This is a genomic window from Stieleria magnilauensis, assembly GCA_007753675.1.
Classification (GTDB): domain Bacteria; phylum Planctomycetota; class Planctomycetia; order Pirellulales; family Pirellulaceae; genus Stieleria; species Stieleria magnilauensis.
Genome location: CP036432.1, coordinates 5,402,266 through 5,416,682, shown reverse-complemented (window position 1 = coordinate 5,416,682; position 14,417 = coordinate 5,402,266). Strand labels below are relative to the sequence as shown.

The 14,417-nt window shown below is 53.0% G+C and carries 9 protein-coding genes and 1 pseudogene; 5 read left to right on the top strand and 5 right to left on the bottom strand.

All coding sequences use genetic code 11. From position 1 onward, the window contains the following. Window positions 1-120: 120 nt before the first annotated feature. The gene (locus TBK1r_RS18890) at window positions 121-1,656 is read left to right on the top strand and encodes an IS1380 family transposase (protein ID WP_145207156.1); all 1,536 of its coding nucleotides are present in this window, start codon (window positions 121-123) and stop codon (window positions 1,654-1,656) included. A gap of 234 nt (window positions 1,657-1,890) precedes the next feature. On the opposite strand, the gene TBK1r_RS18885 is transcribed toward TBK1r_RS18890, so the two are convergent. Further along, window positions 1,891-4,728, bottom strand: coding sequence for a PIN domain-containing protein (locus TBK1r_RS18885; RefSeq protein ID WP_145213963.1), 2,838 nt, complete (start codon window positions 4,726-4,728; stop codon window positions 1,891-1,893). 169 nt (window positions 4,729-4,897) lie between these two features. Here TBK1r_RS18885 and istA point away from each other — a divergent pair. Next, window positions 4,898-5,992 (top strand): annotated as a pseudogene (gene istA / locus TBK1r_RS18880) (IS21 family transposase); the annotation flags it as partial. Between the two features lie 397 nt (window positions 5,993-6,389). After that, complete coding sequence (gene istB, locus TBK1r_RS18875) at window positions 6,390-7,283, top strand: IS21-like element helper ATPase IstB (RefSeq protein ID WP_419580138.1); 894 nt, start codon at window positions 6,390-6,392, stop codon at window positions 7,281-7,283. Window positions 7,284-7,302: 19 nt separating this feature from the next. Here istB and TBK1r_RS18870 read toward each other — a convergent pair whose 3' ends face one another. From TBK1r_RS18870 to TBK1r_RS18860, 3 genes are all read right to left on the bottom strand, one after another. After that, entirely contained in the window at window positions 7,303-8,160 is an 858-nt protein-coding gene (locus TBK1r_RS18870) for a tetratricopeptide repeat protein (protein WP_145213960.1), read from the bottom strand. A 324-nt stretch (window positions 8,161-8,484) separates the two neighbouring features. Continuing rightward, window positions 8,485-9,987: an HIRAN domain-containing protein gene (locus TBK1r_RS18865; RefSeq protein WP_419580137.1), complete on the bottom strand. Its 1,503-nt coding sequence runs from the start codon at window positions 9,985-9,987 to the stop codon at window positions 8,485-8,487. Window positions 9,988-10,004: 17 nt separating this feature from the next. Next, window positions 10,005-11,450, bottom strand: coding sequence for a YifB family Mg chelatase-like AAA ATPase (locus TBK1r_RS18860; RefSeq protein WP_419580136.1), 1,446 nt, complete (start codon window positions 11,448-11,450; stop codon window positions 10,005-10,007). A gap of 713 nt (window positions 11,451-12,163) precedes the next feature. Between TBK1r_RS18860 and TBK1r_RS18855 the strand changes: the two genes are divergently transcribed. Both TBK1r_RS18855 and TBK1r_RS18850 read left to right on the top strand, forming a co-directional pair. Continuing rightward, on the top strand, window positions 12,164-12,616 hold the full coding sequence (locus TBK1r_RS18855) for a hypothetical protein (protein WP_145213951.1): 453 nt from the start codon (window positions 12,164-12,166) through the stop codon (window positions 12,614-12,616). A gap of 566 nt (window positions 12,617-13,182) precedes the next feature. Continuing rightward, window positions 13,183-14,151: a hypothetical protein gene (locus TBK1r_RS18850; RefSeq protein ID WP_145213948.1), complete on the top strand. Its 969-nt coding sequence runs from the start codon at window positions 13,183-13,185 to the stop codon at window positions 14,149-14,151. Window positions 14,152-14,180: 29 nt separating this feature from the next. Here TBK1r_RS18850 and TBK1r_RS18845 read toward each other — a convergent pair whose 3' ends face one another. Continuing rightward, window positions 14,181-14,417, bottom strand: a complete 237-nt coding sequence (locus tag TBK1r_RS18845; RefSeq protein ID WP_145213945.1) for a hypothetical protein — start codon at window positions 14,415-14,417, stop codon at window positions 14,181-14,183.

Genomic DNA, 14,417 nt, shown 5'->3' with positions numbered 1-14,417 from the left:
GACCTCAATCAAGCGAACGCTTGATGGTGAAAAATTGAAAAAACTCGAAACCCTCGGCGTTTTGCGGGTGTATTGGAGATAACGACAACTTCAACGCACTCACTCAACGGAGGATTTCGAGTGAACGACAACTTACGCCGTCGGTTGCTGCGCCGCAAGCGAGTTCTTCTACAACGTATCGACAAGAAGAAGGGTAAGACACATACGCCCATGATTCGCCCCTTGCGGGCAAAGTACGAACTGGCCGAGAAAGTTGAGGCGGTTTCCTGTGGCGGTATCGGCATGGTCATGCAGCTTGTCGAGCAACTCGGATTGCGAAAGCACATCAACCAGTCCGCACCGGTGTTCAAGCTTCACGCGCCGTACGACGAAGCCGATCACGTGCTCAACATTGCCCTGAATCTATTGGCCGGTGGGACCTGCCTCGAACATTTGGAGCATCGCCGCACCGACGAGGCGTATCTGGACGCACTGGGCGCTGAACGGATTCCCGATCCGACAACTGCTGGTGACTTTTGCCGTCGTTTTGATGGCTTCAAGCTACTGCTATTGATGCAGGGAATCAACGTGGCACGCAAGAAGGTTTGGAAACAACAATCCGATGCGTTCTTCGAGCAGGCCACCATTGAAGCCGATGGCACGATGGTCGAGACTTGCGGTGAAAAGAAAGAGGGCATCGGAATCAACTACAAAGGACAATGGGGCTACCATCCACTGGTCGTTACGCTCGCGGAAACCAACGAGTTACTGTACCTGGCCAACCGCAGCGGCAATCGCCCGAGCGGTGAAGGCTCATCGTTCTACTTTGACAGGGCGATCGAACTATGTCGCAATGCTGGGTTTCGAAAGATCCTGTTGCGTGGCGACACGGACTTTTCGTCAACCCAACATCTCGATCGATGGGACGCGCAGGATGTCCGTTTCGTGTTTGGCTATGACGCCAACAAAACACTGACCGCAATTGCCGACTCCCTCGACGAATCAGCATGGAAACCGCTTCGGCGGCAGAAAAAGACTTCTGAGAATCCGCGTGCAAAACGACCCAACTACAAAGAGGAAATCGTCGTAGAAAACGGCTACGAGAACAAGAAGCTGCGTGCTGAAAGCTATGCCGAGTTCCCGTATCAGCCTGGCAATTGCAAGCGTCCCTACCGGATGGTTGCCGTTCGCAAAGACATCGACGTCACGAGTGGGCAGCAATTCTTGTTCAGCACCGAAAAGTACTTCTTCTACATCAGCAACGAACCAAAGGAAGAAAAACAGTCGCGTGAACTGATCGGAGACGGCAACAATCGCTGTGATCAGGAAAACACGATTAGCCAGCTCAAGGCGAGTCACGCATTGACCGCGCCGCTGGATTCGCTGGAAAGCAACTGGGCGTACATGTTGATTGCTTCTCTTGCCTGGACGCTGAAGCTTTGGAGTGGAATGATGGTCCGCGTCAAAGGGAATCCCGGGCAGAGAAAGACGCGAAAACGCCTTCGTGATCGTGTGATCAAAATGGAGTTCTCGACGTTCTTGACTTCGTTGATCCAGATTCCGGCCCAAGTCATCCGCTCATCGCGTCAACTGAAGCTGCGGATTTTGACATACCGTCTCGGCGTCGAAAACTTGTTCACACTCAGTGACCATATTGCGATGCCGCTTCGAACGTGACACGTCGAAACCAACGAAGCCGAAGTCCGGATGCTTCGGTACCGCCGCTAACGCCTAACCCGAGAGAAGCGAATTTATGAGCACGATACCATGCGAATTTCCAATAAGGAGCAGTGCTCCCAAGCGTGCTGCTGCGCCTCAAAAATCCGAAAGCGTCACGCAAAATCCACGCTAGCGTTCGCTTGATTGAGGACTAGAGTCTTATCCTCGTCCGTTTTCATGCGGAGTTTCATGTTATCGCAGCCTTAGCCAATAGCGAATCTCAGTTTCTATTGCGTCGGCAGAAAAGGGATCAACCCGAAATATAGAATCAAGTTGGCGCAGGATATATCTTGCACCCGCCGGATCGTTCAAAGCATCCAGCAACGCCTGAATTACTCGGCTTTGTAGTAGGTCAGGGCAATCTGATCGCCGCAGCAATTTGAGAGCATCGGCAACAATACGTGCTCTTTGGACTGGAGGGTGATTTGTGTTGGTGATCAAAGACAAACACTGCTTTAATGGCCAGCGATTTGGATCCCACTTAGATTCTTTTGCCGCTGCAACAACTGTGGAAGCGTGCCAGATGAGTTGGGTGTAGTCCCACGATGCGAGTTTTGCTGTGTGCCGATCGAAGGTTTGTTGATCGCAGTTCCCAGCGAACACTTGTTGACTAAGTACGAGTTGAGTCCATACCGAATCGACACCAAAGTCGGCTTTGCCAATCAACCCCAGCACGGCGTCGTCGGTCCAAATGGGAATTCCTAGATCGCTAGCGATGCAAATTGAGTCCAAGCCATGAAAGCCAATTGCTACACGGTACAGCTTGCGTCGTCCTGGGTCGATTGCCGCGCTAGAACTAGAGGACTGAACATGGCAATTTGAAGCAATCCAATCGCGCATCTTTTGCAGACCATCGACTCGTGATTGTTTTTCTTCATCAGAAATCTCGGTCATGACAAGCTTGCCATCCTCACTGAGATTCATGTAGCTCGACGCCTTATCTCCCTTTGCGCGATCTATCCATTGATCCACCTCTTCGACTGTTGACTGAGCAACAATCATTCGATCAACGATTGGCATGTCTTCCCACACATCAGCATGCCAACATGTCGCGATCGCCGTGAGCTCAAACACAATTGCGGAATGCTGTAATCCCTTCTCGGAAAGTTGGTGAAACTCGTGTGGAGTAGTCCGCGAACACTTGACGCACCCATCGGGATGACCAGCCAAAGTCTGTAAGGCTTGCGGTAAGTTGAAACCAAGTTGAGCTGCCAGGAAGTGGATCGTTAAGCTCTCGTCGCGGTATGCTCGAATACAGTGGTCGATGTGATCACGACGTTTCTCTAAATTGCTTACGAGTGGCTCAAAATTGAGCTGACCATCGTCTTTGAATCCTGAAAATTCCTGCAACAAAGACGTGTCGGGGAATCTCTTGCGGAAATTGCCGATTGAATCCTGAAACGCCCGCAACTGCTTTGTCTGCAATTCGGCTACTTCGGCAGTTTCTTCTTGAAAACACCCAGGGAGTTCGATGTGATCACCGACAGCGCGGCCCAGCAAGGTCTTACCAATTGGGCTATCGGAAGCAAATTCACCTCTGCTCGCCTTGGGCCGGTCGTTTTCAAAAGTAATCCACTGGTCGGACTTGCCTGCCTTTTTCAGGAGCACGGCTGTATCTTTTGCTATGCGAGCCGGGGCAACCCCCAGTCCTGTGTATTGACCATGCTGGAGCACGAAGAAGATGTATTGCGCGTGAGCATGTTCGCTGTCAAAATTCAGACGGAGTTGTTCGTACAAGAATTCGAGTGCGAGATCAAACTTGTCCCCAGCGATGTATGGCATCGTGACAATCGCTGCCTCGATTGGTTCGATTTCGGAGGGTTTTGGAAGATTGTCGGGGTCAAGATCAAGCTGTTCTAAACGGTCGAGCCGAACTGCCAAGAGGTTCCGAAACGCGACAAAGAAGCGAGGGTCATCGGCCGTTTTAATATGCCTACCGGCTAACTCAAAAGCATCTTGCGGTAGATACTGGGATAGCACCTGCAACTCAAGCTTTCGCACTTTGTCATCTTGTGCTTCGGATTCACGAAGCTCCCCACAAATCCGCAAAAGCCAATCATGTCGCTCCAGATGCTGAGCACAAGTCAGGTACTGCTTCATTGAGTCATCAAAGACTCCTGGCGTCACAACCTGCTCGAAGATCATCGCTGCTTCCGGGAACTGCTCCAACTCGAACAGGAGCGATGCGAGCAACTCTAGCTCTTGGCGATGAACTGACTCCGTGCTCTGCTCCAACGCAAAAGAGGTCTCTTGTTTAGCCTTGTCAATTTCGTTGGTTACCTGGTAAATCCAACCCAGTAACGTATGTGCTTGCAAAGGATGTGACTTCAGAAATTCATCCGTAACGCATGTCTTCCCAAGTTCGTAGTCTTGGATCCCGATCGCCCATTGAATCGCATGGAATCGGCACTCAAGACTTCGTTCCCACTCCTGATTTGCGAGCTCAAGCATCTGCTTTATGCACTCTCGCTTCGTCTCGCCATCGGAATTGTGGTACTCAATGCCAACCGCAAGAAACTCACCTTCCAAAGTGTCGAGATCCAGTTTGTCACGAAGCTTCCATGCTTCCTCGTACATTCTCGTATGAAGAAAGAACGATGCTGCCCTTGCAACATAGCCGGATGATTGAGTTTCACAGGCAGCAGCTTTTTGATGGTCGGAAGCTGCAGCATCCAGATTATCGAGAAGGAAATTCACTGCCCCTCGGTGTGCGAAGGACTCAGGGAGCAAATTCGGACAGTCGCGTTCCGTAGCAAGGTCGATTGCCGTTGTATACTGTTTTAACGCTAGTTCGAGGTTCGAGCGACGTGCCTGCCATGCACCATGAATTGCCTCTTCGTGAGCGATGCAGGCATCAGCGAGGTAGGCGTATGGAGACTCGGAGTCTATCTCCAACGCACGGTCCGTGAACTCGCGCGCTTTCTCGTATTGTTTGCCCGCTGAAAATTTGTAGGCAAGTGCAACACATAAATTGTCATCCGATTTAGCCAGTGTTTCAATTTCAGCAAGGTAGGCGTCGACGTCTTCCAATGAATCTGCAGTATTGTCTAGCGACAATTGGTTTTCCCGGTTACCGACAATTAGCTTTCCCGGGTTGAGGCGATCTCATGTTGGCTTGTTTTCGGCCAGCGACAATTAGAATTCCCGGATTTTGGGATTCGGGTCATCATCGTAACTCCTTGTTTCCACGGAGATTGCGATGGTCACGGACGGACAAGTTAAAGAACTGCGGCGGTTGCTAGCATCAGGCAAGTCGCTGGCCGCCTCGTCAAGGATGACTGAAATGGATGAGAAAACAGCAAGGCATTATCGAGACGACGACCGGCTCCCTTCGGAGTGCAAGAAGCCGCGGACGTACCGAACTCGAATCGACCCGTTCGCCGGAGTCTGGGACGAGGTGCAACGCAAACTCGAGGCCGAACCTCGACTCCAAGCGAAGACCCTTTTCCAGTGGCTGCAAGATTGCTATCCCGGCCTCTATCCGGACTCGACTCGCAGAACTTTCGAACGGCGTGTGAGGAAGTGGCGCAGCATGCATGGCCCCGGAAAACCGGTCATGTTTCCACAAGAGCATCACCCTGCTCGCCTTGCCGCGAGTGACTTCACCGTCATGAACGAACTTCATGTCACGATTGCGGGAGTGTCTTTTGAGCACATGCTGTACCACTGCGTGTTGACCTACTCCAACGTCGAGTCCGTCACGCTCTGCTTCTCCGAATCATTCGAGGCACTCAGCGAAGGCATCCAGAATGCGTTCTGGGAATTCGGTGGCGTCCCCGAGCGTCATCGCACCGACAGCCTCAGCGCCGCGGTCAACAACCATTCATCACGCAAGGAACTCACGGCGCGGTATTCGGCATTGATGGATCATTACAGAGTCGAACCGGAGCGGATCAACGTTCGTTGCGCCAACGAGAACGGTGATGTCGAATCGTCTCACGGTCATCTCAAGAACCGAATCGACCAAGCACTGCTGCTACGCGGCAGCCGCGACTTCGCCAGCCGCAAAGCCTACATGGACTTCGTGCGAGCTCTGATCACGCGAAGCAACCTCGCTCGCAAGGACCGTTTCGAAATCGAACAGTCGCATTTGAGCCGACTTCCCGATCACAGGCTCGATACCGATGACATCCAGCGGGGGCTCACCGTTGACAGTAGCAGTACGATCAAGGTGAAGAAGAATGTCTACTCCGTCCCCAGTCGTCTGATCAAGCACAAGGTCGACGTGAGGATCAGTGCCGAATGGATCGATGTAACGCACCACGGCATTGAAGTGCAGCGGATGCCTCGACTGATCGGTGTCGGCGGTTCGGCGATTAATTATCGCCACGTGATCGATTCACTGGTCCGCAAACCGGGGGCATTTGAGAACTACAAGTATCGGCAAGACATGTTCCCGACGAGTCACTTTCGGATCGCGTATGACATGTTGTGTGATGCTCACAGCGGGAAGGTTGCGGTGCGAAACTACCTGCAGCTCCTGCAAATCGCGGCTCGCGAGAGCCAAGACGCAGTGCAGGATGCGCTGCGTCACCAAATCCAATCGGGGCAATCCATTGATGTCGAGCTTATTCGGCAGATGGTGCGCGAAGCGATCGAAATCAAGCCGGCGACCGACATCGACGTCGATCCGCCCGACTTGAACGACTTTGATGTATTACTTCACACGTTCGACAAGGAGAGTCCAAACGATGAACCGCCCTACTACCACCAGCAAGCGTCAAACAAAGGCGACCCAATCCCCATCAAAGCGGACCTGCAAGACGACCCCGCCAGAGACGGCGCAAGTCGACAGCGGCCCGATGGAGGAACGCCTGACCGAGCAGTTCCGCAGCTTGCGACTGCCGATGTTTCGCGACCAGTTTCAATCGTCGGCCGACCGCGCGGCAGCGGAGGACCTGAGCCATGTCGAGTACCTGGCGGAACTGACGGACCTGGAATGCCAGGCCCGCCACGAGAGTCGGATCAAGCGTCTAATGACGAATTCCCGACTTCCGTTGGGCAAGACCTGGGAGACATTCAAGTTCGATCGTTTGCCGTTGTCGGTGACGCGGCAACTGGAAAGTCTTCGGGAAGGATCGTTCTTGGACCGTCGGGAGAACGTCCTGATTTTTGGGCGGCCCGGTGCCGGGAAAAGTCATGCGCTTTGTGCACTTGCGAATCAACTCGTGCAGCAAGGCCGAAGCATGTTGCTGACGACTTGCAGCCTGCTGGTGCAACAGTTGCTGATCGCCAAACGGGATCTTCGGTTGCAGAAGTTCATCAAGAAGCTGTCACGCTACGAAGGTCTACTGATCGACGACTTGGGTTACGTGCAACAGGATCGAGAGGAGATGGAGGTGCTGTTCACGCTGTTGGCGGAACGCTACGAACGGGGCAGCGTGTTGTTGACGAGCAACCTGGCGTTCAGCAAGTGGGACCAAATTTTCAAAGATGCGATGACGACGGCCGCGGCGATCGACCGATTGGTTCACCACAGCGTGATCATCGAGTTGAACGTGCCGAGCTATCGCGTGGAGACCGCCAGGCAAACCAAATCAGCTGGACAATCACGAAAGGGTTCGAAACAAAAATCGACTTCGTGATCGGGAATTCTAGTTGTCGCTAAAGCGGAGAACCAATTGTCGCCGAACAAGTATGTACAAGATGACTTGCCATTACGGCATTGCGTAGACCGTCGTCAAAATATTGTCTCGCTAGTTCGTGTGCCTCATTCGGCTTGCCTTGCAGGAACACACCGTATACGTGATTTTGCTTCGCTTCGTCTGAGTCTGGAGACTTGTCAAACGCTGAAAGAAAACACTTGCCCGCTTCAGAGTACTGCCCGTTTTCAACCGCCACCTTGCCTTTTAATCGTAGGTAGCGGTACTGGTCCTCAAGAGAAAGGTTTCCGGTTGAATTGAGTGCATCCAGTTTTTCAAGCTCGTACTTCGCGGCATCGAGCCTGCGATCCTTCAAAAGTTTCTCTACGAGTGGAGCTATTTGATGTGCTCTCGGAATTTGCTCCATGGCACCGGCAAGGATGCTTTGACCATAGACAATGATCTCCGCTTGAACTCGGTGAAACTGGGAGAGTAGTTCGCAGATGTCTTCCCAGAAGTGAATCTCAACCGTGAACTTCTTGGTTTTTCGGCGGTTCAGTGTTGCAATACAATTCTGTGCGTTTTTGGTTTTTTTGGCCGTAGTCGCAATTATGTAGTGGCTGAGTGGATGCGGAAAGTTTTCTGCTTTGGCAACTTCATCTTTGATCTTCTGGGGAGGCAGCGTTTTGTACGGTTCGTGATGTTTACATTGAACGGCAGATGCTGGTTTGAGACACAGCGGATCAAAAATGTCCACACCATCCTGCGATTCACCGCGTTTCCCGTAGCGTTTCAGGTTTTGACGATCTAAATGTTTCCGGTAGAAACGCAGGCAAAAGTCCTCAAACTCATCTTCGTTATCTGGTTGCGGGTATCTCATGAGGATGGTAGGAGGTGATAGTCAACGGGAATCCAATGGTCACATCTGGCCTAAATCAGTCGTGCTCGTCGTGCTCCGTGCCCCGTACTGAAGATCAGTATCCGCTTTGAGGATGCTGACGGGAACGGGACTGGAATGTTCTTGCACCTGAGCATCTTCCGTCAACCGGCAACGGTAAATTTGCGTCTAGCACGCTCCGGAGGCCGACTTCGGTTGATTGCTTTGTTCCAGTTTCAACGACAGCGTTTTTTTCCGCCAGGTTGTGCCTGCGACAGTACATTGTGTATCGACGTGGACTGTTGGTGATCGAGTAACCGCGTTTGGTCATAGATAAACGCCCACGATCAATGACCCTTCGGACGAAAAGCAGTGGACCTGAGCCGTTGTTTCTGGCTTTCGTCCCAGGAGTGGTGAGAACCAATAGGCGACATCGCGTTTTAGGTAGCCGAGTTGGTGTTGTGTTGAATCGTAGACTGCGACGGCATGCGGATCGTGCTCGTTTGTTGGCTCCCGAACGAGCACAATTGGGTCCCCTGGGCGGAGCTTGCGGATGTAGGACTCGCGATTTCCCACGAAATCGCCTACGACTCGGAACGTGTATCTGGGATCTGTTCCCGATTGCTGGATCCTTTGTGACTGATTGGGAGCGGTCGCGCCGGCATCGACAGTGGCGGTCTTGGGAATGAATGCCGCTGATGGCATCACGCCAAGCACCGGTTCACCGCTGCATGCGTGTTCGGCAATCAACGCGAATCTCGCCGGTGCCTCAGAATCCATCGGCATTTTGACAAAGACGCTCTTCCCGGAGGAACGATTAAACAAGACGCCGTCGGTGTACCGGGTCACGCGCTGCACCGATGACAACGTGAACTTCTTTGACTGAAGCGCACCGACCATCGAGACTTGCTTTGTGGTCAGGTAGGCAACACCAGATCCGATTTCCTTGAGGTAGTTGTCACCTCCCAGCGGAATGCCAGCTGGCCGCTTCAGCGTCACAACCTCGTGCCAGTGGACCTTGGATTGGGCCAAGAGCTCCTCCTTCGCTCCCATCTTGAACGGAGCTGAACCGGAATCTTGCGGGACAAAGTTCCCAGAATCCAATTCATAGGCCAAGCGACACACCGAGATTCGAAGTTCGTCCTCCTTCGCAAACTCCAGTTCAACGCCTAACGATATCGCCAATTGGCTTAGCTGTTGCTCTTCCCTTGGTTCCAGAATTCCGTCTTCCAAGGCTTCTTCAAACACCTCCCTGATGAGCTGTTTGCTTTGAGACGCGATCGTCTCCTGCACTTCGTCTTCGGGAATCCCCGCTGCCAAAGCAAAGTTTTCGATCGCCTGTCGATGTTGCGATGAAATGCGGCCGGATTCAATCGCGGACCGAATCCCGCGTTTCAGCTTCGCACGGTTTTCTTGATCAGCCTTTTGCTGACGGATTTGCGCATTCGTCCGTCGCTTCCTTTCGGCGTCACGCTGGTTGATCCTTTCGCTTACGACGGCGAGCTTCAATTTGGAGACTTCGACCCATTTCCCCTTGGTCAACTCGGGGCTCTTCACTTCATCGCCCGCAGCAATGTGCCCCTTTTTCACCATCTCGAGAAACTCAAGGTCCGAGATCGGCCCGACATCCTCGCGACCGCGGAGAAGCCGCATTCTTTGATAGAACCAGGAACTCGACAAAGCGTCATCAGCGACTTTGCTTTTGTTGTCGACCAGCACAACAGGCTTTTCGCACTTCGGGCACTTGCCGCGACGCCCTTGTTGGGCCGCCTGATACCGAATCGGCTTTTCGCAATACGAGCAGATAAAGACCAGCATTTCCTCTGTCATCGACGGATCCATCCTCGTTATTCCTGACCAAGCTTGATCATTAGCTTTTCTGCCTCCAAGACATCCGACGATTCAATCTGGTTGTGATCCTCAAGGTCGGCAATCGTCCTTGAGACCCGTGCGAGTCGGTCTGATGTCCTGGTGGTCACGGAACTTTCTTCCAGCACCCTCTTGTATTCGGAGAATCCGTCTTCTGAGAACTCACAGTAATCCGCGACTGCACCACCTGGGATCGCCGCGTTGCAGCTGATCGAAGTGTTTGCGAATCGTTTGGTTTGTTTGTCGCGAGCTGTTTGCACGACTGCCCGCAGTCGCTTGGATTCACCATCATTCGTTTTGGCAAAGCGTTCGTCAGTTGTCAGCGGCCGCATCGCGACTTGCAAATCAATTCGGTCGAGTAGCGGTCCACTGATCTTTTGTTGGTACTTGTCGACTTCTTTGGCTGCACAGGTGCATCGTTCGCTGCCGGCGTATCCGCACGGGCAAGGGTTCATTGCGGCAACAAGTGTGAATTGCGCGGGAAACTCGAGGCTTGCTTGAACACGAGTGATCTGAACGACTCCCGACTCAAGTGGTTGCCGCAGTGCTTCCAGGGTGCGGCGAGAGAATTCCGGAAGCTCGTCCAAGAATAGAACGCCATGATGAGCGAGCGTGATTTCGCCAGGACGAGGGACGCCAGAACCTCCACCGACCAGTGCAGGCATGGAGACGCTGTGATGCACGTTTCGAATCGGTCGTCGCGTCACCGCATTGCCGTCGTCACCCAGCAAGCCGACCGCTGAATAGATCCGTGTCAGTTCAACCATTTCGGATTCCCGCAATCGGGGCAAGATACCGGGGATCGCTGACGCGAGTAGCGATTTCCCTTCGCCCGGCGGCCCGATCAGGAGCAAATTGTGCCCGCCGGCTGCTGAGATGACAGCTGCCCGCTTGGCTTCCTCTTGGCCACGGATCTTCCCAAAGTCGACGGGCTTATCAATCACGGGCTGAAATCGAATCGGCTCTCGCAATGCATTTCGCAACTTGCTCTTGCCACGGAAGAATTCGAGGACTTCTTCCAGCGTGTCCGCTGGATAGACTCCACAGCCCTCATGTCCAGGCTTCGCAAGAATCAGAGCACACTCCTTTTCATTGCCGCCGGGGACGATCAACGACTGGCCGGTTTGGGCTTTGAATGCAAGTGAGAGCGCGCCGGGGACGCGACGGAGCCCGCCGTGAATCCCGATCTCTCCGAACAAGACAAATTTATCCTCTTGCTCCTCCGGTAAATCGGGCAGCAGGCCGGCGACCTGAAGCATCAACACGGCCAAGGGCAAATCAAGCCAGGCACCGCCCTTTTCCAGCGCGGCAGGTGCCAGGTTCACCAGAATTTCGACCGGCGAGTTCGGAATTCCCAACTTGCTAAATGCACCACTAATCCGCGTCACGGCCTCGATGACGGGGCCGCGAGTCATCCCGGTCACCTGGACACATTCTGCAACCGGCCGAGGTGATCGTAAGACCTTCGTCGCTCGGCCCTGCAGCTCAATACGATGGCCTTCGATGCCAAATAAGATTCCGCCGTGTAGCGTGTGATCCCGCCGAAGAAGATGATCGTGAAAGTTGAATCGGTTCAATGCCTAACCCCATCGAAAAACAAAGAGCCCCGAATTCTAGCATGGGGAATTAGGCGAATAAATCAGGGTGGTCCTTGTTGCCTTCCTGGACCCACCAGAGTAAGTAGGTCGTTGGATTGGTACGTCACGAAACATAACGATGTTGCCTTGACGGGCAGCGAACGAAACATGAACAACCCTCCAGCCAAAACCGCTGGTCGTTCAATCTGCTGAGGAGAAAATCGTCGCGACCACAGGAATCGTGCCCCGTATCGAACGGCCTCGCCGTAAAGACCGACTGTCTCATCATGGACGCACGGTTTGGTGCTACCCACAAAGAGCGCCGGCCGCGATGCTCAAGCGGCAGGCTAGCAACTCAGCAGCGATCGCTTGATTCATGGGTGGCACAATTCAGATGCTCCAGCCTAATTTTGGTGCGATCGTCGTGCTGTCAAGACCAGGGACAATCAGGACTAGGAACATACCCTCGTTGATCTTGGATGAGGTTCTCAATAGATTTTTGACGCGCACTGATTTCCTGCAGTACATGTTGAGATTTCTCTTGATTCAGACGACGAAACATGAAAGTCAAAGTAAACGGCCATCTTCTTCATCTCGACGACGACGGACAACTCATCGCGGTAAATGGCGTTCATCGGTCCGGACTAAGTCAGAAGGACGTCCTTCGGTTTCAAGAACTGGCTGATAAAGCTCAAACGGCTCGCGCGGAGAGCATCGATTTCAAACCAGCGCCAGCGAACAATCCAAAGTCCACAGAATCCGCCTTGGACCAGCAGAAGCAGATAATCATGGATCCAAGAGCAGCGAACCCAGGCGGCGTAATTGGGTTTCATCTTTTTACAGCGATATTATTCATCTTCCTCACAATCGTCTTTCCAGCAGTCTCTAAGCAGACTTTGTGGAACCCGTCACCAACAGAAGAAATAGTGGTCGACCTTAAGTGCCATCTCTCAATCCTCGCTGGATGGATCATCCTTGCGTGTCGACGCCCAAATCCGTGGAAGTGGAGTTGACGACTTGCTCGCTACCGACACCGTCGCAGTGCCGAGTGGCTTGCATTTGCTAAGCCTTATGACGTCCGAGAGCAGGACAACTTCGCTGGGGGCATCATTGAAGCCCAGTACGGCCGAATGATTCAAGAAGTTGGTGTGGATTCGCAAACTATCGGTACCCGTCGCTGCTGACTTGCTCCAGGCTATCGGCACCGCTGATACGAGAGAAATTTGAACTCGAAGGCCAGCAAGCAGTTTTGGTTCCTGATACGCGAAAGGCTGGTGGCAATCTAGCTCCACGGCAATTGGCGAGAAACGCGTTGACTTCACATTTCGTCGTCATCGAAGTGGGCTTGCGAAACAGGTCAATGATCGAGTTGCGTTGATAGAACCTGAAACGCTGAGTTTGGTAGCGATCACTTGTTACCGCCGAAGCATCTGTTTGCAGCGGCGGCAGAGCTTAGGGGGACCTTGTCGATTAAGCAGCCCCTCGCGAGGGGGCAGTGCTCCAGTAGGACGGGCGGCGTTTCTTGCCGATACAACCCATGAAATCAGGAAACCAATAGGCCTCTCTTAGGGAGTATGAAATGCCGGTTCGCTTTGTTGCTGTCCTAACGTTGTTTCTTATGTGTGGCTGCACTCACGTTCAACTTCGCAAGAACACGATACGCCAATCAGAGACGTTGACTGACATCTATGAACAACAGGTACTGGATAATCTGGCAATGTTTGCCAGTGATCCCGGTGCGCTTCCATTCTTCGCATTTCCCAACCAGGGCGGAACCGATGTTTCCGATAGCCTTGGCGCGGATGGCAGTCTCAGTTTTTCGTCGAATACGTTTACAGGAGCTGGCCTTGCAAGTGCGGGCGGACGAGGAATGTCGGAGTCATGGACACTCACGCCGGTTTATGATGCACGTAGGCTTGAACTTATGCGTGCGGCATACCAGCAGGTACTCCTGAACGCTGGATGTGCAACAATAGAAGATGGCTGCCCCGACAATGACCTGCTTCTCCGGCAGTTTTACACAGGAACGGTAGCGGGTGAGTCCATTGGTGAATTCACGCAACGAACTGGAAGGACAACTCCTGCATGTTTCCAGCAATGTAAATGGTTTGGCTGTGGCTCCAAACCGCCGAAACGTAAAAACAGCATGTGCTGCAAAGTGGGAAGTCATTGCGGTACGTACGTATGGCTACTACCCGGCGGGCAAAGGGAGCTTACCAAGCTGACACTCGTCGTTCTCGATTTTGCTTTCAATGATGCGGCGGCTGCCCCTCCAACTCCCAGCGATCCTCCCGAATCAACGGTCAATGTTACAAAGTACTTTTCGGCAGACGGGCAACCATCAACAAAGGAGACTGCTCATGAGGTTAGAACCGAAGTTGTCCCCCAAAGTCGAGTCGTTACCGAAACTGGTGAGATCATGAACACCTACCAGCTCCCAATGGGTATGAAGTCTGGATTATCTCTACCACCACTCGCACCAGCCAACACAAATGTTCTCAGCCCCAGGGGAATCGAGCTACAGCAACGATACCTTCAACGGAGATAGCCTGGTCCTGTACGGCCAATCGTAGATGCCTACGATCTATCATTGGTGTCCCAAATGGTCACCAGTCGTTCATCGGAGAACGCTTTAATTCCGCGAACTCTGCCAAGCCGAACCAAGCCTGGCAGATGCCGCTTTACAGCATCGATCGAGAGCGTTTCTTGAGATTGTTCGTTGATGCGCCGGTGAATCTCGGCGACCGTTCCGCCGCCGCGAAGTGACTCGATTGCTTCCACGATTTGCAGATCGATGCGGTGGGTTTCAAGCAT